Below are 23251 nucleotides of genomic sequence, written 5' to 3'. Positions count from 1 at the left end.
CGCAGGGTATGCACTATACAGAATGTTAGTAAATGTTTACTTCATCATAATATTTAACTCATCTTTCAATTCTTTCTTGTCTTTTTCAGAATAGATTTGAGAAGTTACTAATGATTGATTAAACCTTTTTATATTTTTAGATATATCTTGGTTTAGTTTAATTTGAGCATCAATAATGTATAAATATCCTTCTGAGAAATTGGGATAAGCCTTCAACATTATTGTCCAAGCTTCAATTGCTTTTTCATATTCTTCCTCATTGTAAAAATACCATCCTTTACCGTTTAATATTCCAAGAGAAAATTCTAATCTATTTCCATAAATAGAAAGAACTTCTTCTTCTAAGGAATCTATTATCTCTAATTCTTTCTGTTCATTAGAAATGTATTTAGATTGAATTTTGGACCAATCTTCGAATATTTCATAAAGTGAAGTACCAATTGTTAAACCCGGGGTTACATTGTGGTCTGCTTCTTTAAAAAGAAATCCTTTACAATCTAATTTGGAATTATTGAGTTGTTTAATTGTGGAATCCATTTTACTAAAGTCTGAGGGGTAGTCTTTTCCAATTCCAAAACGATAATATTTTTTTGAATTAAAGACCTGATTTTTTATTGTCCTTATTGAATCAGTTAAATCGACATTATTTTGAGTAAAAAATGGACTTAATGAAATAACCCCATTCAATTCATTAATTCTTGATACTAGAAGATAACTTGTGAAATAGCCATAGCGCGAATGTCCTATAAATAGTCTGAAATTAGAAGCATAGTATTGCTCTTCAGCGAGCGGTATCAGTTCATTAAATATGAAACTTTCATTTTCCTCCGCAAGTCCTTTTTGACTTGAAGCTTTATGCAGTGTTTCTAAATAACGGTACTTTTGTTCTGATTCAACACCTATGATTATAGCTGAAGGTATTTGCTCATTACTAGTGAGGTAATCAATTGTATTTAAGATATAATTATGGCTTCTTTGATTTTGTCTGTCAAAAATAATTATCAATGGGTAATCTCGCTTTTGGTCTTTTTGCCATTCAAACGGAACAGTAATCGTGATATTCTTGTCAAAACCAAGATACTTTGAAGTTATCGTTGTATCGCGTAGTTTTTTATATCTCTCATAATTCTGTCCAAATAGATTATTTGAACAGATAAAGATAAATAAGAGCAGGTAAATGGTTTTTTTCATTTGTTTTAATATTTGCTAACTTCTGTGTAAATGTAATATTACGTTTATTTCTTCATTACTACTTGCAAAAGTTACACTTACACAGCCAAATTTGGGCGTGTATGTGTACCTTTTGCAAAACTTAGCCGTAATCATCTAGTGGATTGACAATTTTACCCAATTCCTTTTTCGATACGTACGTATAAATTTCCGTTGTTTTACTGCTCGCATGCCCCAGTAGCTCTTGTATGTATCTCAGATCAACTCCTTGCTCGAGTAAGTGTGTGGCAAAACTATGACGCAGCTTATGGGGTGTGACATGCTTTTTAATGCCGCTCTTTTGAACAGCCCAGAATAAAATGCTGGCGATACTTTCGACGCTGTACATTCCTCCTGTTTGTCCTTCAAATAGCCACTCCCCTGGCTTGTACTCCCTGAAGTATTCACGCAGTAGCACTAGTAATTTTTGCGATAATAATGTGTAGCGATCTTTTTTGCCTTTAGCTCCACAAATTTTAATCAGCATTCGATCCGAATCAATATGTTCAGGTTTTAGCCTCACTACCTCACTCCTGCGCAAACCCGCTGAATAGATTGTGCTGATGATTGCTCGATGTTTAAGATTTTCTAATACAGCAATGATTTTAATTACCTCTGTTTTGCTGAGTACCGAGGGCAGCCTTTTCTCCTGCCTCGGCCGCTCAATGTCATAATATTCTTTTTGCCTGCCCAAAACTTTCTCATAGTAAAACTTGATGGCATTTATCCGCTGATTCTGCTGGCTTGAAGAAATTTTCTTTTCCCTGATCAACTCCAGGATGTAGCCATTGATCTCTTCTTTTGTAACTTCTTGTAAATCCCTTCCGTCAAAACGTCGAATAAAATCAGCAAAGTAATTTTGGTAAATTGCTTTGGTGTTTTCGGCATAGCGCTTTTGCCCCAGCAAATCGGTGTAGGCTTGTGGAAGTGTAATCTTCGGTTTAGAATCTGGCTTTTGTTTTTCGGTTTTCGATGCCTCATTCGACGTATTACTTTTCAACGCCGAATAATCTACCCAGGCCACATCCTTCAAGGTTTCAAAAACGCTGTTCAGTTTAAAATCGCTTTTGGCGATGTGCCAAAACCCCCGGCTCTGGCTCCAGATAGCTCCTTTGAGCGTTTTTACTTTGGCGATGAGCGCAAAATCATTCTCAAAGCTTATGCTCACCATAGGGTTGCCGTGGCGGGTGTCAATAGCCAATGTGTTCTCAGGAGATCTCATTTGCCAAATACATTTAATGAACCGAACCGCATAAGAACAATTTCATTTTGAGAACGGCTCAAAAATTTATTTTTTTAACATTGAAATCTGAAAAGATCATAATCTCTTATGTTTGTAGTTTTGCACTTAGTTTAAAAATGAATAGAAAACGCTATGAAACGCTTCACCACGCTGCTCCTACTCGCAATGCTCCCTTCGGGCACATTGTCCGCCCAGGACGCAATTACTATTGAAGATTACAACCGCGCCATCGGGTACCTCCACAAAAATTATTACAACAAAAAGGTGTTTAATCTGAATATCCGCGCCAACTGGTTTCCGGATAGCACGGGCGTGTGGTGGATCCGTCAATCGGCGGATGAGAAGCAATTTCTAAAAATAACTTTCCCTGATCTCGCGCAGTCGCCACTTTTCGATCAGCTGAAGCTGGCGCAGATACTGTCGGATTCGGTGGGCGCTGAGATTGAAGCCAACGACCTTCCCATTGATAAAATAGAACTCAAAGCCGCCGGCAAATTGCTGATAACAGCCCGAGGGAAAACCTGGCTGCTCAACACGGAAAACCATACGGAGGAGCTATCTCCCGCCGAAGCGAAAACCAACGACAACGAAAAGGCTTCGCCCGACAAAAAGTGGCTTGCATAGCAAAGTGGATTTTACTATTCTTCTCTTTTTGCATGTATCTCTTTTAATTATAGAAAAGTAATTGTTTTTCAGTGAGAAAAAAGAATAAACCTTAACCATCTAAAAAATAGTAAGTATATAAAAAAGATGACGCTAAGCTTTAACCTTGCGCCATCTTCATGTAGAAAAGAAAAATTATTTAGAAGTTACTTTTCCTCCTTTTGTTTTCAACATGTTTATATACGTAATAAAAATAGCCCATAATAAGGGTAACACTCCTGCACCAATAAAGATAACATCCGCAGGCATACGCAACCACGCTAAACCAACAATATGTGATTGTCCTGAAAACTCAAGACTTCTTGCATGCCAGTAGCCATTTTCAATCACGTCAATGAGTTGAAGCACTCCACTTGGGAACAATTGAAGTAATAGCATCAACGCCAATCCAATATTAAGTCCCCAAAATGATATTTTGATATATTTTTCTATTTTACGCCAGTGATCTTCATACGATATTTGGCGTAAAGCAAAGACAGCGAAAGCTACACCTAACATTCCGAAAACACCCATCATTGCACCATGTCCATGATTAGGAGTTAAATTTGTACCAGTTTCGTAATAACTTATTACTGGCAGATTTATCAAGAATCCAAATATTCCCGCACCAATAAAGTTCCACACACCTACTGCAATTAAAAAATTGAATGTCCAACGGTGTGGAAAAGGTATTTTATTACCAAGTGCGTCACGCTGCGTTTTTATGAGTCGCCCAAAGTCAGATGCTTCCAGCGTGAGCAATATCAAAGGAACAATTTCGAGTGCAGAGAAAGAAGCAGAAATAGCCATAGAGGCCTCTGTTTGTCCATTCCAATACCAGTGATGCCCCGTTCCCAAAATTCCTGCGCCTAAGAATAGCACCGCATCTAAATAGATGATACGAATAGCTGTTTGCTTTGCCACCAATCCCATTTTATAAAACATAATAGCTACCATCACAGTGGCAAAAACTTCGAAGAAACCTTCTACCCACAAGTGGATAATCCAGAATCGCCATGTATCAACAAGTGAAAAATTGGTTGCTGAACCGTAGAAAAACGCTGGTAAATAGAAAAATGGAATTGAAAAAGCTGCAATAAGGAATAATATTTTTAACTCTCTGTCAGGATCATTCTTTTTCGGTTTTACAGATCTATAAAGTAATAGAAACCAAATCACCAGACCAATTGCCATCAATATTTGCCAGCCTCGGCCAATTTCCAGATATTCCCAACCTTGATTTCCAAACCAAAACCAAAGATCTTTTAGCATATCTTTCACACCAAGATATTGGCCAATCAAACTTCCGAAAATTACGACTGCAAAAGCGCCAAAAAGAAAGTTTATCAAACCAACCTGTCCTTTAGGCTCTTTTTTGGAAAGTATAGATGAAATGAAAATTCCTCCGCCCACAAATGCTGTTGCAATCCACAGAATGGCGGATTGCACATGCCATGTTCTAAGAATATTTGAAGGGAAAATAGTAGTTAAATCGAATCCGAAAAACTCTCCGGGTTCTGCAAAGTAGTGAGCCATTGTGCCTCCGGCAAAAGTTTGAAATAATAGGAGAACTATTGCTACAAGAAAGAATTTAAGCGATGCACGTTGAACTGGGGTGGCTGCGCCAGGAATTATCTGTGGAAGTATGGGCTCTCTTGTACGTTTCCATCCCAAATGATTGTAGCGTCCAAAGAAAAACAGAATTAAGCCAATTCCAGCTAATAAGTTTATCAAACTTAATGCACTCCATAGAATGGTTGGACCTGAAGGACCATTGCCAATTAGTGGTTCATAAGGGAAATTGTTAGTGTAAGAGCTGTTTCTTCCTGGTCCCTTAGCAACTGATGCCCATGCAGCCCATGAAAAGAAAGCAATGAGTTGTCTCAACTCTTCTTTGTCAACCAATTGGTCTTTGGCAAGTCCACGATTGATTTCTCCTCGTTGGAAATAATTTTCCCAATAGCCTATTTGTTCTTCAAACGTAGTTATTTCAACTGACGTGTAAACTAAAGTGTGTGTGTTGTAATCGTATCTGTTTTTTTTCAGATAATCACCAGTTCTGCTAACAAGGGCTCCTTCTTGTTCTGAACTAAGTTCAGATGCTTTAGCATCGAACTGTTCGGTTGCGATTTTATTTCGCACATTAAGGGAGAGATTATGAAGGTACTGAGCAGAAAAATCAGGTCCAATGTAAGCACCATGCCCCCAAATACTCCCATTGTTCATCAATCCCTTTTTTAGAAAGATTTGCTGTCCGGTTTCAATGTCAGTTTTGGAAAAAATAACTTGTCCGCTTTCATTCACAACCTTTTCTGGTACGGGTGGTTTTGATTCTTGGTAATGCTGTCCGGTTGTTACCCATATAAGCACTGCAAACTCTAGAATCAGAATAAGTACTATCCCTCTTTTCCACCAAGGAGATAGTTTTTTTGGTTCAAAATAATGCTCTTGATCTTCCATATTGTTCTTTGATTTTAAATTAGCACTATAATTAATTCAAGTATGTTTGTTTACTGGATTGTATATGATTGAATATGAGAACATGTACTTCTATTATTTGCTCATTCGTTTTAGTTTACCCTTTGTTTGAGTAGCACGAAATAAATTTGCAGCTAATTCGGTGCTCCCCATATGGTCAAGAATATTTTGACTTTTTTTCAATCCCTTTTCTCCACACGGGGAAAATGGTCTTCTGGTTCTTGTCCTATGCTTTGACATGCCTGCCTTGCTTTATCAACAACAATTAAAAACTTGTCCCATTTGACTTATTCTAAAACTGTAAACAATCCTCTCTCACTCTAAAATTCTCGCCCAATTTTCATTGGTGTTTTTAATTTCCTTAAATACTGTTTTAGTATTCATAATATTTTTTCTGCAATTTAATTATTTTTAGTTAAATACAGATAGATATTTTTCTGTTTTGCTTGCACACAACGTCTGTGTAAATGTAATATTACGTTTATTTCTTCATTACTACTTGCAAAAGTTACACTTACACAGCCAAATTTGGTCGTGTATGTGTACCTTTTGCAAAACTTAGCCGTAATCATCTAGTGGATTGACAATTTTACCCAATTCCTTTTTCGATACGTGCGTGTAAATTTCCGTTGTTTTAATGTTCTTGCCTCTTAGAAATTGCTTCCCATCGAACACTCGTTCCCTCTCAGAGTTCTTGCTCACCAACGGTATGTCGCGGTGTGTGTTGTTAGCCAACTTGATAACAGGATTTCTCATTTGCAGAAGGATATTTTTATTAGAAGCCAAAACTAACAAACTATTTCATTGCGGAGAGCATTTCCTCAATTTTTCATTTTTATTATGAGGACACAAGGTAAGGCAATTGGCTGACGAAATAATATTTCCTTCAGCGAACAACCTTCCATCGCTCAGGAAACGAGAAGGTGGAAACACTAAGATAATAATTAACGCTAATTCGCCTAATTGGCGCTAATTCGTGGAGAAAACTCTTGTAGGGAATCAACAAGCCAATTAAATCAGACTAAATATTTCAAATCCTCACCCTCCCTTCACGAACATTTGCCCGCCCGGCGGGTTTAACCATGATTGCATTTTGTCAACAAAATTTTATAACAGAACTTAACCAACGAAACATTTAATGCCCCCACGGCTCGAATTTATCAATACACCCATCCCGCTGCTTATCCGGCGGCTGGCCATTCCCACCAGCGTGGGTTTCTTTTTCAACACCATGTTCAACGTGGTGGATACCATTTATGCCGGCCAAATTTCCACGCTGGCGCAGGCCGGGCTGGCCATCTCGTTCCCGGTGTTTTTCATCATCCTGTCGGTGGGCATGGGCATCGGCACCGGTACCACCGCCTTGATCGCCAACGCGCTTGGACGGCGTAATCTACAGAAGGCGCGCATGTTTGCACGACAGGCCATTACCTTTGGCTTTCTGCTCTCGCTGCTGCTGAGTGTGGTTGGCTATCTGGTGGTACCTTATCTTTTTAGATTTATGAATGCCACCGGCGAATACCTGCAACTTGCGCTCGACTACATGAATGTGATTCTGATTTCGACTGTCACCTTTTTGCTCAACGGCATCCTCAATGGAATTTTGTCGTCACGTGGCGATGCCCGCTCGTATCGCAATGTTTTGGTAGTTGGAAGTATCCTCAATATTGGGTTCGACCCGCTGCTATTGTTTGGCTGGGGGCCGTTTCCGGCAATGGGTATTCAGGGCATTGCGCTCTCTACCGTACTCATACAAGCCGCCGGCCTCATCTATATGGGTTACCGCGTGAGCCGTACCGAACTTTTTATTCGTATCAGGCCCCGTTATTTCATCCCGCGAAAGGAATATTTCAAAGAAATTGCCCAGCAGGGATTTCCTGCCAGCCTCAACATGATGACCGTTGCCATCGGAATTTTTATCATCACCTGGTTTATCAGCGGCTACGGCAACGACACTGTCGCAGCTTATGGTATTGCCACCCGCATCGAGCAGATTGCGCTCTTGCCTACCATCGGCCTCAACATAGCGGTGTTGGCCATCGTCGGACAAAATTTCGGCGCTGGTCATTACGAACGAGTTCATGAAGCTTATCGCAAAAGTTTAAAATATGGTGCTATCATTATGGGCGCCGGTATGGTTTGGGTATTTCTGCTCAGCGACCTGCTTATGAAGTTTTTTACCGTCGACCCACCCGTGATTGGCATTGGCGCCACTTATCTCAAAATTGCTGTGATGATGTTTTATAGCTATGTGCTGCTGAATGTTTCCGTGGCCGCGCTGCAGGGTATGAAAAAACCAATGTTTGCTGTGTGGATAGGTTTGTTTAGGCAGGTGGTGATGCCCATTACGCTTTTTGGGATTTTTTCGTGGGTGATGAAGCTGGAGCTAACGGCCATCTGGTGGGGACTTGTTGCCATCAACTGGACAGCAGCGATTTTTGCGGTAATTTACGTGACAAAAAAACTTCGCAAAATACCACTCGTAGCATCGCAAGCATCTGATACCGAAAAACTTTAAGGCGTTGCAGGTGTTAAAGGAGTATCAATAAAAACCTCACTTTATCATATTTGTAATAAAGACAAAACATCATGAAAACACTGGTATTCAAAAACAACGACACCATCCCGATGGTGGGACTTGGCACCTGGAAGTCGGAGCCTGGCGACGTGTATCAGGCAGTGATAGATGCTGTAAAAGCCGGCTACCGTCACATCGATTGTGCACCTGTCTACGGCAACGAACGCGAAATTGGTCTGGCGCTCGATCATCTTTTTAGCTCAGGTATTGTGCGTCGTCACGAACTTTTTATCACTTCCAAACTTTGGAACAATGCTCATCGTGCCGATCAGGTGCTGCCTGCGCTCAAATCGACACTTATCGATCTGCAGCTCGATTATCTCGATCTCTATCTGATCCATTGGCCGGTGGCGCTCAAAAATGGTGTGGTTTTTCCCGACAAGGGCGAAGATATTTTCGCACCCGACGAGCTGCCGCTAAGTGAAACCTGGCGCGGCATGGAGCAGGCTCAGAAAAATGGGCTGGCGCGTCACATTGGCGTATCCAATTTTAGCCTCGAAAAACTCAAAATAATTACCGGCAAGGCCAACGTAAAACCCGAACTCAACCAGATAGAGCTGCATCCCTACCTGCAACAGGAAAAGATGCTCCAATGGTGCCACCATAACGATATTCTTCTGACAGCTTATGCGCCGCTTGGTTCGCGCGACCGGCACCCGTCGATGAAAGGCGACAACGAACCCAGCCTGCTCGAAAACCCTGTTATCAATGAGGTGGCCAATAACCACGGCATGACACCGGCACAGGTGCTCATCAACTGGGCGGTGGCGCGTGGCACTATTGTTATTCCCAAATCGGTGCACAAAGAGCGCCTCATCGAAAACCTAAAAGCCATCGACTTTGAGCTTACCGCTGATGAGATGGAAAAAACTGCTCGTCTCGACCGGCATTTCCGCTACGTCACCGGAAGCTTTTGGTACATGAAAGGTGCGCCTTACACCTCCGACAGTCTTTGGGACGAAAAGTAATCTCAGTTGGCAGGCTCCGCGCCTTGCTCTTTGCGCCTTGCGTCTCACGCCCTGCGTATTACAAAATGTTGCGATTCCCGGAAATAGTGCCCTTAATTCTATATTTGCCTGTCTAACAACAGAAATGAAATGTTTCACCAGTTAAGGGCAAGAGCATGATTAGTGAGGTTTTTCAAAAAGATACCGAATACCTGTTCGACACACCTATTTTACACCAAACAGCCTATTGGTCGGATGTAAAGAAAAATATGGGCTACCAAACCCTGGCGCTCGATTATAAATTACCACAAGATGAAACAAATGATGCTGTCGCTGCATCTGCCTCAGTGCTTTCAGATTTGCTGGTGATACTTCAACCCATCGACAGCAAACACACCTATGCTTATGTGCCTTACGGGCCGGAGCTGGAGCCGCTGGCTGAAAATCAGGGGGCTTTCCTCGAAGAACTCTCGGAGAGTCTGCGGCCTTATTTGCCTGTTTCGTGCATCATGATTCGTTACGATCTGCTCTGGGAATCGCCCTGGGCTACTGAGGAATCATTTTTTGATGAAAGAGGAGCCTGGCTGGGGACGCCCGACAGTCGCATTCAGGAGATGCGACTCAACTACAACACTGTAAACTGGAATCTGCGAAAAGCACCTTCCAACATTCTTCCCAGCAATACCATTTTTCTAAATTTAAAAAAGCAAACCGATCAGTTGCTTGGCGCAATGAAACCAAAGACACGCTACAACATTAGGCTTTCGGCGCGTAAAGGCGTGCAGGTGCGCACGGCAGGTGTCGATGAGATAGAGATTTGGAATAAGCTCTATCAGGAAACTGCGCGTCGCAACGGCATTTTCCTCAACGATATCGATTATTTCAAAACCGTACTTTCTACGCATCCCGACAATGATTCAGTAAAGGTGAAATTGCTGATAGCCGAATTTAACGGGATTCCGCTGGCCGCTATGTTTCTGGTTATGTCGGGTCGACGCTGTTCCTATTTATACGGCGCTTCCTCGTCGGAGCATCGCAACCTGATGCCAACCTATGCGCTGCAATGGTATGCCATAAAAATGGCACAGAAACATGGCTGCACGGAGTATGATATGTTCGGCGTGTCGCCCGGCGCCGATCCGGCGCATCCTATGAACGGACTTTATCAGTTTAAAAAAGGATTTGGTGGAGATGTTTTCCATGCGCTTGGATGCTGGGATTATCCGCTATTGGCAGATGAATATGTGCAACTTACCGCTTGCGAAATGCAGCGACAGGGATTTCATATCAATTAAAAAAACAAATCGTACATCACGAAGTCATAAACCACACAGGCTTTTGAGTTTTGATTGGTAATGTTCCGGTTGTTGGATCCGTCGTGTAAATAAATATTTGGGCTAAAGTCCTTTTGTTTTACACCGTTTATCCTTAGCCTGAAGGCTGGAGTTGGTGATTCTTGAACTTTTGTTGTCAATACCTAACTTTTCGAAAAAATAAAATAAAATAACTACTTGTTGTATTCAATTAAAATATACTTTTGCCGTTTATAAATTAATTCAATACAATTACCATTACATTACAATTATTACAATGAGAAAAGGAACAGTGAAATTTTTCAATGAATCCAAAGGTTTTGGATTTATTGTCGAGGACGACTCGAAAAAAGAATACTTTGTACACGCTACCGGCCTGGTTGACGAAATTCAGGAAGGCGACGCTGTCGAGTTTGACATTACAGAAGGTAAAAAAGGATTGAACGCAATCAACGTTAAAGTTGCGTAATCGTCTTTCTTAATACTTTAAGTAGAAAAAGCCTGCTTCAAAAGAAGCGGGCTTTTTTGTTTTACAGTGGTTAGGAATTTTTTTATTGAAAATTTATTTGCCCTGATTACACCGGCTACTTGAGGTTGGGTAATTTTGTTTAGGGCTTTGCGCAATGAAATTGATTTGAAAGAAAGCTTTTAATCCCTTTCCTCCGCCATGTGCTTCGCATAATGGCGCCATTTGTCGATGGTTTGCTGCATGTCGGTCGGTAAATCAGATTCGAAATGCATCATGCGGAGGGAGATTGGGTGTTCAAATCCCAACGAATGTGCGTGCAGTGCTTGTCGAGGCAGCATCTGGCGGCAGTTTTCGACAAACTGTTTGTACTTTGTAAAGGTGGTTCCTTTCAGAATTTTGTCGCCGCCATAGCGTTCGTCATTAAAGATTGGGTGGCCTATATATCTCATGTGCGCTCTGATCTGGTGCGTGCGGCCTGTCTCTAATCGGCAGCTCAGCAAGGTGACGTAACCAAAGCGCTCTATCACCTGGTAATGCGTGATGGCCGGCTTCCCTTGAGTTTCGTCGTCAAAAACAAACATTTGCAGGCGGTTGTCGGGGTTTCGACCGATATTGCCGGTGATGGTTCCCTGGTCTTCATCAAAATCGCCCCACACCAGCGCCAGATATTCGCGGTGGATGTCGTGATCGAAAAACTGTTTGCCCAGGATCGTTTGCGCCAGCTCATTTTTTCCTACCAGTAGCAGCCCGGAAGTATCTTTGTCGATGCGATGCACCAGCGCCGGCAACACGTCGGGCTGATCTTTGAAATAATATGCCAGCGCATTGAGCAGGGTGCCGGTGTAGTTGCCGTGACCGGGATGCACCACCATGCCGGCAGCTTTGTTTACCACCAGCACGTCGGCGTCTTCATATACAATTTCGATGGGAATATCTTCGGCGATAAGCTCAAAGTCCTGCACCGGCTGTGGCAACACGATACTGATTACGTCGTTAGGACGAATTTTATAATTGGGTTTTTGTGGTAGGTCGTTTACCAGGATATTGCCGGCTCTGGCGGCGTTCTGAATTTTGTTGCGCGAGATGTTTTCCAGGCGGTTAAAGAGGAATTTATCCAGCCGCATAGCGCCTTGCCCCGGGTCGGAAACGATTCGATAATGCTCAAAAAGTTCTTCCTGATCTTCCTGTTCGGCGTCGGAGGCGGGGGTAATGTCGCGCATAATTATGTAGTATCTGTTTTAGAATTAAAATCTTTTATCGAATAGATTTACCCTTTAACCCACTTGTTCAGCATGGGGATTTTATTTGCATTGTATGATTTAGATCTTCATACCATTTGCAATCAGGAAATTCTATCTAAGAATCTGCAACTTTTCCGACATGTCGCGTCCTTTTACAGGATCGATTAGTCGTACGATATAAATTCCGTTGTACAAATGAGAGAGATTGATTGTGGGTTGGTATTGCCCGTCGTACACACGCTGCCCCATCAGATTGTACACCAGCACCTTTATCCGCGAAAGCTCATCTTCCTGTGGTGAGACAAATCCAGGTTCACTGGTTTGGTTGGGGTAGTTCAGGAATTTAAAGCTGATTTGTCCGTCGTAGCTTGGGTTAGGGGTGAGGCGAAAGAGTTCGATGGGTGATGATTTGCTGTCTGGTTGGGTGGCGGGAGATTTTCCAAGCACAGGCCGTATCATCAGCGCTCCCTTGTAGCTGGAGCGGGTCCAGGTTCCGGTGGTGTTGTAAAAAATGCGGTGGCTCACGTCGTTATTAGCATCAAATCCTACGTTGAGATTGTGCGTTGTGTTTTGAATCCATCCCACATAAATGGTCCCTTGCACCGGCAGCGGCTCATCCAGAGGGACCCGGTAAAATTGATAGAGGCTGTCGCTAAATTGTGGCTTACGTCGCTCTTTGGCGTAGATGATGTCGCCGGGCTTGCCATTCAGGTCGTTCCATACCGTCAAAGTGAAAAACTGCTGGTTGGAACCACTCAGTGTTTTATTAAAATAAAAATCGATAGCACGCAATGTGTCGCGCCGGTTTAGCTGAAACTGGTAGGCGAGCTGTGAACCGGCAGGGGTAAGTCCATAGCCAAATTCGGCGGTACCATCGTCGTAAGCGTAGTAGTTATAAAACTTCTGGCGAAAAGTCATCGTGTCGCCAAGTCCGAGTACAAGGTCGCCCTGCAGGTAGTGCCGGATGTCGAAATAGATACTGTCGCGATTGCCGAAAGGCGGATAAACACCGTTAACCGGTGGGTAGGCGAAGTTGGCGTAGTTAGAAAAGCCGCTAATATTGAAAGGCTGCAAGTCGCCGCTGCCTTGATCTTTGTCAAATTCGAGTTGTCCCAAATCATTAAAAACTTCGTACATGTATTTCACTGTCTGGTTACCGTTGTCGAGGTTACTGACATACATTTCAAAAACAGTTTTCATGGCTTCCCCCGGATCATTGCTGTATTGATAAAAAGGCATTCTTTGAAACTCTTTGAGAAATGAAGGTGCCCGCTGCGAAAAGGTAACATCACGGTGCGTGGTGTCGAGGCGGCGGCGGTTGCGATCCAGCACGATATAATCAACATTCCAGTAGTCGCAGTTGCTCTGCCAGCTCTGCAGGTTGTCGCTGGCAATGCTGGCGTAGTTCATCAGTCTGAACTGAAAGTCGTTTCTAAACCATATCGAATCGATGATTGGGATAAAAACCTGTTTGAAATATTGCGAATCGTTTGCGGCACGGAACTCCTCAAGCGTAGAGCCCGGAACCCCCCAAACCGGCTGCCAGCGAGTTTCCGGAATAAATACCGAATCGCATGGCAGCGTCACCATGTCGCCACGAAAGAGTGTGTCGAGGATGCGTGTTCCCCAGGAAAAGTCGCACGGCGAAAACAAAGTGTCGCCGGGAAAGATGGTGTCGACATTATAAATATCCATTGGAACCGTAATAGAATCTATACGACTGTAGGCGGTGTTGCCGGTATAGTAGCCAAAGTGGAGCACCAGCGAATCCTGAGGCTGCGGATCGTTACCAATTCCTTCAGGCTGGTAATAAAAACTCAGATAAATCGAATCGGCCGGTGAAAGAGCTTTTTTCGATGGCGAAAAAATAGAGTCGAGTCGGATGGGGCGGGAGATGAGTTGGTCAGCTTTGAATTGCAATGGATTGGCGTTGCCATAAATGTTGCCCTTGCTGTCGATGGCATCGAAGGTGGCTGCACCCCACGAAGGAGGAAACAAGGCGAAGTCGCTGTTGATATAGACGTCATTGTTCATCCACCGTGCGGTGTCCGGAAAAATGCCCGGCTGCTTGAAGTCGTCGAAAAATGGCAGCGTCACAGGTTGTGGAATTTCCAGTTTGGAAGATTTCAAAAAGTTTTGTTCAAAAGCCTTTTGTTGTTGCGGTGGTGCCTGCTTTATGATAGGATTAACAGGTAATCCTGTCAGGATTTCCTGTGCCGGCAGATTAACCGCTAAAAGACATATTAATATCGAAATAAAAAAATACTTCATTCTGTTGGTTCTTCCTCTTGATTAATGATTTCGTCGATTTCTTCTGGAGGATCATTTATCGATTGCACAAGCGAATCGAAATCGTAAAATTCATCTGAGCGCAGCCACAGCTCCATCGGTGTGCCCATATCAACCCATTCCGTTTCCCGCCAGTCGGGATGTTGCGCATAAACACGCATGGGATCGTTGCTGCTGCCGTCAAAATATTTTATTCTACCCATATTAAGCGAAGCGTTGAGGATAGCCTCGGATGCTTGCTGCAAAGTCATACCAAGTAAAAACGGCACGATGGTTTTTTCATTGTTCAGGCCGGTGCCCAGCGTCAGGTCGATGTGTGTGCCTTTCATCACCTCGGTGCCGGGGACGACGGTGGTGTCGTTGAGCTGCTGATCCAGCACGGCGTTACGGGCAAAGTTGATTTCATAGGTGAGGGTGCCTGCCTGCAAACCGGCAATCTTGAGTTGGTTTACGGCCTGGCGCAGCGACAAATCCCTAAGGTTGGGCATCTTCACCATTTCGGGAGCGCTGGCAACGATCGTGACATAAATTTTGCGTCCACGTTTTACGGTGGCGCCGGGATAGGGATTTTGCAGCACAACTTCTCCTTTGTGATATTTGTCGTCGTAAATGGAGTCGACGATGATAAATTCAAAATCGTTGGCCTGATTATGCTCTGCAAGCTGTGCGGCATGTAAGCCGGTAAACATCGGTACCCGGATATTCTCACCGTGACGTGTGTATAAATTGATGCTCATCATGGCAATCCACAGCAGCAGCGCCAAAGCTACCACAGCTATGGCCAGATTTTTAAGAAAAATTTTGCTTTTCAAAAACGTTGTTATCCGCATACATTCTTTTGATGACCAGGAGCCGTCATATCCTTTTCTTTATGAATAAAAGACACTAATTTTTAAAAAATAATAACTGCTAATGCTTGTTTTTATTGCAGTTGCAGCAGGGCAAAGATAGCAGATAAATGACTTTCCGAAAGTGAGAGAATCGGATGGCGTTTTGTGTGGTAACCCCTTATGATTAAATGACAAATTTTCGTCAATGATATTCAGAAAGCAAAAGATGCCGGAAAAACATTCCGGCATCTTTTATTGGTTATTGATAAAAAACTATTTCTCTACACCCACTTCTGCAGGCAGAAATCCTGACGGTGGGGCATAAGCTCATGCTTCGGGAAGATGCGGAAAGAATAGTTGTAGGTGCCCGCTTTGAAAGCATGAATATCAGTAGCAAAACGCGCCATTTGGTCTTTTACCTCTACCAGCGGCATCTCTTTGCTGAAAAGTATTTTGCTGATTTTCCCTTCCGATTTTTTGCCAAAGAGCACTTCTACACCCAGGTGTTCAGCTTTTATGCCGTTGGTGTAGATGACGACTTCTGTCGAAAAATCATCCGCGATGGTGAGCGCTTGTGTGCTGGAATCGGGTACCATTAGTTTTTCGAGACGCAGATGCGGCCATTTGTTGGTCATTTCCTGCTTCCAGGCGGCATATTCGCCTGCCAGCTTGTAGTTGTCGCGATTCATGGTTTTGGCACGGTCGATGAGTTTATCATAAAATTTTGTGTGATAATCTTCGAGCATTCGTTTCATGGTAAAGTTGGGGGCAATCTCCGAGATGGTGTTTTTGATATGCTGAATCCATCGTGTGGGAATTCCCTGCTCGTTTACATCGAAATACAACGGAACGATTTCTTCTTCAAAGAGGTTGTAGATGATTTCGGCGTCGAGTTCGTCCTGAAACTGCTGGTTGGCATAGGTGCGGGCTTCGGAGACGGCAAAGCCTGCATTGGGCTGATATCCTTCGGCCCACCAGCCGTCGAGTACCGAGAAATTGACTACGCCATTCATGACGGCTTTTATTCCACTCGTTCCGGAAGCTTCCAGTGGTCGGGTAGGTGTATTGAGCCAGATATCGACACCGGGGATAAGTTTTTGCGCCAGATCGATATCGTAATTTTCGATAAAAATGACTTTTCCGATAAAGTTGGGCGTTTTGCTGATCTCGATAATTCTTTTGATAAGCTCCTGTCCCATAGTATCGCGCGGATGGGCTTTTCCGGCGTAGATAAACAGCATTGGGCGTCCGGTAGCGTTAACAAGGCGAGCCAAACGATCCAGATTGGAGAATAGAAGCTTGGCGCGTTTGTAAGTTGCAAAACGGCGGGCAAACCCTATTGTCAGCGCATTGTCTTTTATGGCTTCTATGGTGTTGATCACCAGCTTTGGATTTTCCTGACGTTTGGTCATGTCGCTACCCAGACGATCGCAGATGTATTCGATCAGCTCTTTTTTGAGCTGCTTGCGCGTTTTCCATATCTCAGCATCATCCACCTTCTGTATGCGTTTCCACATATCGAAGTTGAGCTGATTGTTTTTGTAGTCTTCACCAAATTCTTTTTTATAGACCGTTTTCCAGGGCTTGGCGGCCCAGGTGGGTAGATGCACGCCGTTGGTAACGTACCCAATTTGGTTTTCTTCGGGAAAATACCCTTCAAAAAGTGGCGCAAACATCGTTTTCGATACACGCCCGTGGATGCGGCTTACACCGTTGATCTCCTGCGACAGGCGCGCCGCCAGCACACTCATCGAAAACATCTCGTGCGGACTGTTGGGGTGAAACTTGCCCAGATTCATCATGTCGTTCCACGAAATATTGAGCCGGTCGGGGTAGTGTGGAAAGTAGGTACGCAGGAGGTCTTCGCTAAAATAATCGTGTCCTGCCGGTACGGGAGTATGAGTTGTAAACAACGTAGAAGAACGCACTACTTCGAGGGCTTTGTTGAAGTCGAGTTTTTCGGCCTGAATAAGATATCGCAGCCTCTCGAGTCCGATAAAAGCAGAGTGCCCCTCATTGCTGTGGTATATGTCAGGTTCTATCCCCATAGCTTTCAAGACTCGTATGCCACCTACGCCAAGCAGTATTTCCTGTTTGAGCCGGTTTTCCAGATCACCGCCGTAAAGCTGATGCGTAATCGAGCGGTCAAAATCAGCGTTTTTCTCAAAGTCGGTGTCGAGCAAAATCAGAGGGATACGACCTACGTCGCACCGCCATACGCGCGCAAAAAGCACCCGACCCGGCAGCCCGATTTTTATTGTCAGTTGGTCGCCATCCGTATCCATAACTTTTTGCACGGGCAACTTCGAAAACTTCTGTGTCTGATATTCCGCCACCTGATCACCAAACAAGGAGATGCTTTGCTGGAAATAGCCAAAACGATACAGCAGCCCAACGCCTACCAAATTCTCGTTGGAGTCGCTGCATTCTTTAAGGTAGTCGCCTGCCAGAATTCCCAGACCGCCCGAATAGAGTTTCAGTGACTGGTGCAGGCCATATTCCATGCTGAAATAGGCGATTTGTTTGGAGGGTTTATTTTTGGATTCATCCAGATATTTCTTGAACTTGTCGTAAGTTTCATGGTAGCGTTTAATAAAGTCCTTATTTTTCTCCAGCTTCTCCCACTCATAAATGTTTAGCGTGTCGAGCAGGGCAATGGGGTTTTGGCTAAATTCTTTCCAAAGGGGCGGGTTGATGGATTCGAACAGCTCAGTAGCTTTGTAATTCCACGACCACCACATGTTGCGCGAAAGCTCCTGCAAGCCTTTGAGCTTTTCGGGAATACTGGGTTCTATAGTCACCCGCTTCCATATCGGCATGTCTTTGCTTGGAGCTTCGGTGAGTTTTTTCTTTGTGCCCTTGATAATACTTGTCGGGAAAGTTTTTGTGCGTCCGGCTACTTTTTCGAGTGCAATAGAATACGCCTGGCGATAGAAGTCGATAAAGTTTTCCCATTGAGCGGCCATTGCTACTTGCGCAGCATTCTCGCGTGCTGCAAGCATTTGGTTTTTATCCATGCCGGCATAGTGCAGTATCGATTCGGTGATTTGCACCACCATTTCGGCATCATTGTCGTCAGTTCGGTTGGCCACCACTACGCCGGGGTGTTTGTCTTTGAATGAGCTTTTTACCCATTGGCCAAAGCCAGCCTGCTCGGTGGTAAGTGTTGGCACACGGAAGGCAACGCTCTCCAGCGGAGTATATCCCCAAGGTTCGTAGTAGGATGGAAATACCGTAAAGTCGCAGCCGGTAAGAAGTGTGTAATAACTCAAATCGAAAATGCCATCATGCCCGTTGAGGTAGGCGGGCACGAAGATGACGCGCACCTTGTCGCCGGGCTGATTTTTAAGACCAACTTTTTTGATCTCTTTCAGGATGGCGTCCTGATCTATTTCGTATAAGTCATGCGTCAGTAATTCGCCGGAGGTGGGATGATCAAAATCCGGATTTTCCATGCGTTTTTTTAGCTCAGCACGCGGGCCGCTTTGATTTCCGGGAATTTTTACAAAAGCTAAAATTTCCTTATCGGGATGTTGCTGCGCCAGTTGTCCGATGGCTTCAATGAAAAGATTGATGCCTTTGTTGCGAAATTCGTAACGACCGCTGGTGAGGGTGATAAATGTGTCGCGGGGTACTTTTTGATTAAAAAGTGCATCGGCAACCTGGAAAAGTTTTGCACGTGCTTTTTCGCGTTTCTCTGTTGCAGGTTTTTCGTCGAGTATCATCGACTTTGAAAAGCCATTGGGTGTAACAACGTCAACCGCTTTTTTAAGCAGTTTATCGGCTTCGCGGGCGGTGGTATTGCTCACCACTGTGAAGGCGTCGGCGTTTTGTGCAGTTTTCTGTTCCAGCGAAAAGCGCGAAATCATTCCAAAACGACGGGCCATATCTTCGCCGTTGTATTGATCCATCTTACCATACAAAGGCAGGCCGTTTCCGGAAATGGCGCGCCCGATGGTGGTGGCGTGTGTAGTAAAAATGGTGGCAACCTGAGGCACAAACTCGTTGAGATAAAGTACCCCCGTTCCCGTCATCCATTCATGAAAATGTGCTACCACACGGTCGCTGAACGAAAGATTGTATTTGTAAAAATTCTCTATCACTCTTCCCACGGCATAGCCAAACATTGCCGGCTCTGCGTAATCCCAGCCGCCGCTGATGGAGTCGACTTTGTATTTTTCCCACAACCTGGAAAAGATGATGTCTTTTTCCGGGAAAAGGCCTGTAAAGTCCACCAGCAGAGCGATAGGGTGGGAGGGGATGTTCCATCTGCCCACCCTGAAATGCAGACCTTCGTCGGCGGCAGCCTCACGCCACTCGGCCAGTAGTTCGTGGTCTTCGATAAAATCGGGGTTGGCGCGCGTTTCTTTCCATACGTCCGGTCCAATGGTAATGTAGTGGTCGCCATATTCATGTTGCAGCAGAGGCGCTTTGGTCGACAGCACCGTGTAGATGCCACCGATCATGTTGCAGATTTCCCAGCTCGTTTCGAAAATATAGTTAGGCTTTTTTAATTCTTTAGTTTCCATAGTTGAAATTTAGTTGAATGACGTTTCCTTTAAAAGCATGCAAAAATATGGTTTTTGGCCGAACCCGGTTTTCGCTACTTTATTAAAAGGATAGTAGTGATAACTGTTTTGCTAATTCATTTTTTAACAATAGCTTGTGCTAATTCTCTATCCCCATCGGCCTTTACACCGGGTCGGCGGCGATAAATTTGGACATGTTGCGCGAGAGTTCGATGCGGTTGAAAAGCGAATCGACGATGCGGCGGTAGAGATCGTCTTTGAGCAGCTTGTCTTCCACGCCCGCGTCGATGTTGGGATTGTCGTTTACCTCGATGAGATAAACTTCGCCGTTCACCTCCTTCAGGTCTACGCCATAAAGTCCGTCGCCGATGAGCGCCGAAGCCTTCAGCGCCGTCTTGATGATTTTGGGTGGTATCAGATGCAGCGGCACCGTTTCGAAGTTGCCTTCCTGGTCGGCGGCTTTGCCTTTCCAGTTGTAAATTTGCCAATGTCCTTTGGCCATATAATATTTGCACCCAAAAAGTACCTGGTGATCCAGTATGCCAATGCGCCAGTCGTATTCGCTGGGCATAAACGACTGTGCGATGATAAGCTCTGAATTTTTGAAAAGCTCCTTCAGTTGCTCGTTCATATCTTCATGGTTTTCCACCTTGGTTACGCCAAGCGAAAAAGAGCCATCGGGCTGCTTGAGTACCATCGGGAACTTAAGCCCGGCCATCGAGTTACTTTTGAAGCCCCACTTGCTGATCACTTTGGAGTAAGGCATTTTTATCTTGTTGAGCGCCATCCGCTCGTAGAGATAAATTTTGTTAGAACACCTGAGGATCGACCACGGATCGTCAATCACCACAAGGCCTTCGCTGTAGGCCATGCGCGAAAAGCTGTAGGTGTAGTTGTTCACATTGGTGGTTTCGCGAATAAAAAGTGCGTCGAACTCACTCAATCGGTTCAGGTCTTCGCGCGTGATAAATTCGGTATAAAACCCGCGTTTGTCGGCCACAGCCTTAAACTTCTCGAGTGCCCGCGCGTCAGATGGAGGATTCTTCTCATCAGGATTCACCAAAATGGCCAGGTCGTATTTGTAGTTTTTCAACCTGGGGATCGCAAAGCGCTTTCGCGCAAAAAACTCCTGCATAAACTCGTAAAGCTGCTCTTTGTCGGCGTCGTCGAGTTTATTGATGCCCATGGGCGTTACCTTCTGGATGTACCATTTGTCGCTTTTGGTAAAGCTAATTTGCAGGATGGGCGTCTCGAAAAGTTTGTAAAGTCGTCCGGCCAGCAGTTTGTATTTCTCATTTAGGGTGTACCCAAAGTACAACACAATCGACAGCCTCGTTTGCTCCAGCCCGTTGAGCGATTTTTGTATCAGATCATCTACCTCCGTAGAAATGCTTTTGATAATGGAGATATTGCGGTAGTCGCCGATGGTGGCCACGCTGGGTATCACGCGGTGGTCGCGCGCCGAAGCCAGCAGCGAAACATAATATCCCATGCTTTGGTAGCGATAGGAGTTACAAAGGTTGAATACCCGGGCATTCTTCAGCTCCTGGTATTTCTGATCGGAGATGTACTTTTTGGCCGAGACCACTTTCACATTTTCGATGTCAGGGCGGAAGTTGCGCACGCTGTCCACCACCACGATATTTTCGCGGGTGGTTTTTTCTTTCACCACCTTTAGCTGGTAGTTCATTTTTACGGCGTCCTTGCCTTTTTCGTAATAATCGCTCAGATGTCCGGCAATTTTAAAACCAAAACTCTCGTACCAGGCTATCAGCATCTCATCGCCGGCGTAAGCTTCGAGTGTAACTTTCTCGAAACCTTTGCCGCGCGCCAGATCGATGCAGTATGTCAGCATCATCTTGCCCAGGTTCATGCCGCGGTATTCGGGTAGCACACCAATGGAATAAAGGCGCAGGGTGTGCTTGTGCAGATGCATCACCAGCGATCCCACTTCGGTCCATTGATTTTTAATTTTGATGCGACAAATCAGCACGTCCTGAAAGAGGCTGGTGATGCCCAGTCGGAGCATCCGTCGCGAAGTCTGTTGAAATGTGGGGAAACATGCCTCTTCTACTTTTTCCAAAAAGGGCAAATCGTCGATTTCGGCACGTTTGAATTTTCTGTCCATTATTTAAAAATAATTCCGAAGACCTTCCTCGATGTATTCGTGTCGCCATATCTCAAACAGGTGCTGCTGCTCCGGAGGCTGCGCCGGGCGTTGCTCCATCAGAGCGGTTATTTCTACCTGCGCTTCTGTTTCTATGTCGACACTTACCGATTCTGTCCTCATCAATGAATAAACTTTATGTTTTAATGTGATTGTTTTCAAATGATTTGCCACCAGGCGCTGATCGTCGGTCAGCAAAATATTTTCATAACTCAACGCTTGTTCATTATATTTTCTGATGTATCCATTTTCTGTTATCGTCTCTCCGGCTTCCGCAAATCTTTCGGCCAACATGTGCCGATAGCCGGCCTTTTGAAATCTGTTTTTATAATCAAAAGCACAATAGTTGATGCCGATATTCCAATCCAGGCTGTGGGTAAAATCCAATATTTCCAACGCCGCCATTTCTGACTCCAGCACAACAGGTCGTTCGGCAGCCACAAAAGTATAATTTCTTTTGGCCAAATGTTTTACATTATGTTGCGTCAATCGCATCTGATGCAGGTTTAGGTTGGTAATTCCCAGATCAATCATTTGCGGAAGCAAGGCTTTCAGCGTTTCGACGTCTTCGGGCACTGCCGGTATTTCGATGGTGATGTTGGGAATGATGCCGCAGGCCTGCTTCACATTTTCCAGGCTGTTGGCGGTGGCGCCAATATCAAAGCGTATCTCGTCGAGACCTTCGGCTGCCAGTCGCCGGTACATGTCGGTATTTCCGGCAATGCCATTTGTGTAAAGCCAGATGTAAACGGAAGCATCGCAATGCCGGCGAACGCTTTGGAGGTAAGACAATGTACGTTCAAAGTAAAGCAGCGGCTCGCCTCCGCTAAAGCTCACCCCGGCAAAGTTCATCCATCGCACATATTCGGCGTAAGCCTCCGGCGTGTCGAAGGTGAGCATCTGCGACGATGGCACCGTGTCGGTCACTTGCGCCGACGGACAGTAGAAACAACCGCCGTTGCACTTGTTGGTGATAAACAAACAGCTCCAGCGACCAAGCCCGCATTGCATGCATCCTTTGGAAATGTGCTTGTGAAAGGGTTTGGTGTTTTTAAATAACCATCCGTGACGCTCGTCCTGCAAAAGACTCTGGCGACGATCGCCTAATGCGGTATTTTCCCAGGCATTGAGCCACCGCAACTGCGGCCAGGAGGCAAAAGCCTTTTTTTGTGTTGATAACAGCTGATTGAAATATGAGTACAACGCTTCCATGGAACAAGTCAAAATTATTTTTTAAAAAAGAAGAAAAGAGAAACAAGAAGAAGATTCCGTAAGGGAAGGATGCAATCTTAAAAAAAGGAAAAGATGTACAGAAA

14 protein-coding genes are annotated in these 23251 nt (G+C 44.5%); 5 read left to right on the top strand and 9 right to left on the bottom strand.

Annotated elements, in window-relative coordinates:
• Positions 1-36: 36 nt before the first annotated feature.
• Together VFC92_00500 and VFC92_00495 are read right to left on the bottom strand one after the other, a co-directional pair.
• Entirely contained in the window at positions 37-1191 is a 1155-nt protein-coding gene (locus VFC92_00500; GenBank protein ID HZK06653.1) for an alpha/beta hydrolase-fold protein, read from the bottom strand.
• Between the two features lie 121 nt (positions 1192-1312).
• Complete coding sequence (locus VFC92_00495) at positions 1313-2431, bottom strand: site-specific integrase (protein HZK06652.1); 1119 nt, start codon at positions 2429-2431, stop codon at positions 1313-1315.
• A 153-nt stretch (positions 2432-2584) separates the two neighbouring features.
• Between VFC92_00495 and VFC92_00490 the strand changes: the two genes are divergently transcribed.
• Complete coding sequence (locus VFC92_00490; GenBank protein ID HZK06651.1) at positions 2585-3076, top strand: hypothetical protein; 492 nt, start codon at positions 2585-2587, stop codon at positions 3074-3076.
• Between the two features lie 174 nt (positions 3077-3250).
• Here VFC92_00490 and VFC92_00485 read toward each other — a convergent pair whose 3' ends face one another.
• Complete coding sequence (locus VFC92_00485; protein ID HZK06650.1) at positions 3251-5554, bottom strand: cbb3-type cytochrome c oxidase subunit I; 2304 nt, start codon at positions 5552-5554, stop codon at positions 3251-3253.
• Positions 5555-6710: 1156 nt separating this feature from the next.
• Between VFC92_00485 and VFC92_00480 the strand changes: the two genes are divergently transcribed.
• The 4 genes from VFC92_00480 (at position 6711) to VFC92_00465 (ending at position 10879) form a co-directional block, all read left to right on the top strand.
• Complete coding sequence (locus VFC92_00480; GenBank protein ID HZK06649.1) at positions 6711-8090, top strand: MATE family efflux transporter; 1380 nt, start codon at positions 6711-6713, stop codon at positions 8088-8090.
• Positions 8091-8161: 71 nt separating this feature from the next.
• Positions 8162-9118 (top strand): aldo/keto reductase, encoded by a 957-nt coding sequence (locus VFC92_00475; protein HZK06648.1) that lies wholly within the window; start codon positions 8162-8164, stop codon positions 9116-9118.
• A 155-nt stretch (positions 9119-9273) separates the two neighbouring features.
• On the top strand, positions 9274-10392 hold the full coding sequence (locus tag VFC92_00470) for a peptidoglycan bridge formation glycyltransferase FemA/FemB family protein (GenBank protein HZK06647.1): 1119 nt from the start codon (positions 9274-9276) through the stop codon (positions 10390-10392).
• A 295-nt stretch (positions 10393-10687) separates the two neighbouring features.
• Positions 10688-10879: a cold shock domain-containing protein gene (locus VFC92_00465; protein HZK06646.1), complete on the top strand. Its 192-nt coding sequence runs from the start codon at positions 10688-10690 to the stop codon at positions 10877-10879.
• A gap of 179 nt (positions 10880-11058) precedes the next feature.
• Here VFC92_00465 and VFC92_00460 read toward each other — a convergent pair whose 3' ends face one another.
• From VFC92_00460 to VFC92_00435, 6 genes are all read right to left on the bottom strand, one after another.
• Positions 11059-12099: an RluA family pseudouridine synthase gene (locus VFC92_00460; protein HZK06645.1), complete on the bottom strand. Its 1041-nt coding sequence runs from the start codon at positions 12097-12099 to the stop codon at positions 11059-11061.
• 132 nt (positions 12100-12231) lie between these two features.
• Positions 12232-14391 carry a T9SS type A sorting domain-containing protein gene (locus VFC92_00455; GenBank protein HZK06644.1) on the bottom strand — a complete coding sequence of 720 codons (2160 nt, stop codon included), beginning with the start codon at positions 14389-14391 and terminating at the stop codon, positions 12232-12234.
• Positions 14388-15221: a PASTA domain-containing protein gene (locus VFC92_00450; protein HZK06643.1), complete on the bottom strand. Its 834-nt coding sequence runs from the start codon at positions 15219-15221 to the stop codon at positions 14388-14390. The genes VFC92_00455 and VFC92_00450 overlap by 4 nt, the downstream gene beginning before the upstream one ends.
• 299 nt (positions 15222-15520) lie before the next feature.
• Positions 15521-19768: an alpha-glucan family phosphorylase gene (gene glgP, locus VFC92_00445; protein ID HZK06642.1), complete on the bottom strand. Its 4248-nt coding sequence runs from the start codon at positions 19766-19768 to the stop codon at positions 15521-15523.
• Between the two features lie 163 nt (positions 19769-19931).
• Complete coding sequence (locus tag VFC92_00440) at positions 19932-21896, bottom strand: GNAT family N-acetyltransferase (protein HZK06641.1); 1965 nt, start codon at positions 21894-21896, stop codon at positions 19932-19934.
• Positions 21897-21899: 3 nt separating this feature from the next.
• Entirely contained in the window at positions 21900-23147 is a 1248-nt protein-coding gene (locus VFC92_00435; GenBank protein HZK06640.1) for a radical SAM protein, read from the bottom strand.
• Positions 23148-23251: the final 104 nt, after the last annotated feature.

The sequence above is a fragment of the Bacteroidales bacterium genome (assembly GCA_035647615.1).
Classification (GTDB): Bacteria; Bacteroidota; Bacteroidia; order Bacteroidales; family 4484-276; genus SABY01.
This window is presented reverse-complemented; position numbering and strand designations above follow the sequence as displayed.

What these genes read in the sequence shown, in the direction of transcription:
- VFC92_00435 (HZK06640.1), bottom strand. Translation starts at nt 23,147, where the DNA reads ATGGAAGCGTTGTACTCATATTTCAATCAGCTGTTATCAACACAAAAA.
- VFC92_00465 (HZK06646.1), top strand. Translation starts at nt 10,688, where the DNA reads ATGAGAAAAGGAACAGTGAAATTTTTCAATGAATCCAAAGGTTTTGGA.
- VFC92_00480 (HZK06649.1), top strand. Translation starts at nt 6,711, where the DNA reads ATGCCCCCACGGCTCGAATTTATCAATACACCCATCCCGCTGCTTATC.
- VFC92_00455 (HZK06644.1), bottom strand. Translation starts at nt 14,391, where the DNA reads ATGAAGTATTTTTTTATTTCGATATTAATATGTCTTTTAGCGGTTAAT.
- glgP (HZK06642.1), bottom strand. Translation starts at nt 19,768, where the DNA reads ATGGAAACTAAAGAATTAAAAAAGCCTAACTATATTTTCGAAACGAGC.
- VFC92_00495 (HZK06652.1), bottom strand. Translation starts at nt 2,431, where the DNA reads ATGAGATCTCCTGAGAACACATTGGCTATTGACACCCGCCACGGCAAC.
- VFC92_00460 (HZK06645.1), bottom strand. Translation starts at nt 12,099, where the DNA reads ATGCGCGACATTACCCCCGCCTCCGACGCCGAACAGGAAGATCAGGAA.
- VFC92_00490 (HZK06651.1), top strand. Translation starts at nt 2,585, where the DNA reads ATGAAACGCTTCACCACGCTGCTCCTACTCGCAATGCTCCCTTCGGGC.
- VFC92_00475 (HZK06648.1), top strand. Translation starts at nt 8,162, where the DNA reads ATGAAAACACTGGTATTCAAAAACAACGACACCATCCCGATGGTGGGA.
- VFC92_00500 (HZK06653.1), bottom strand. Translation starts at nt 1,191, where the DNA reads ATGAAAAAAACCATTTACCTGCTCTTATTTATCTTTATCTGTTCAAAT.
- VFC92_00485 (HZK06650.1), bottom strand. Translation starts at nt 5,554, where the DNA reads ATGGAAGATCAAGAGCATTATTTTGAACCAAAAAAACTATCTCCTTGG.
- VFC92_00440 (HZK06641.1), bottom strand. Translation starts at nt 21,896, where the DNA reads ATGGACAGAAAATTCAAACGTGCCGAAATCGACGATTTGCCCTTTTTG.
- VFC92_00470 (HZK06647.1), top strand. Translation starts at nt 9,274, where the DNA reads ATGATTAGTGAGGTTTTTCAAAAAGATACCGAATACCTGTTCGACACA.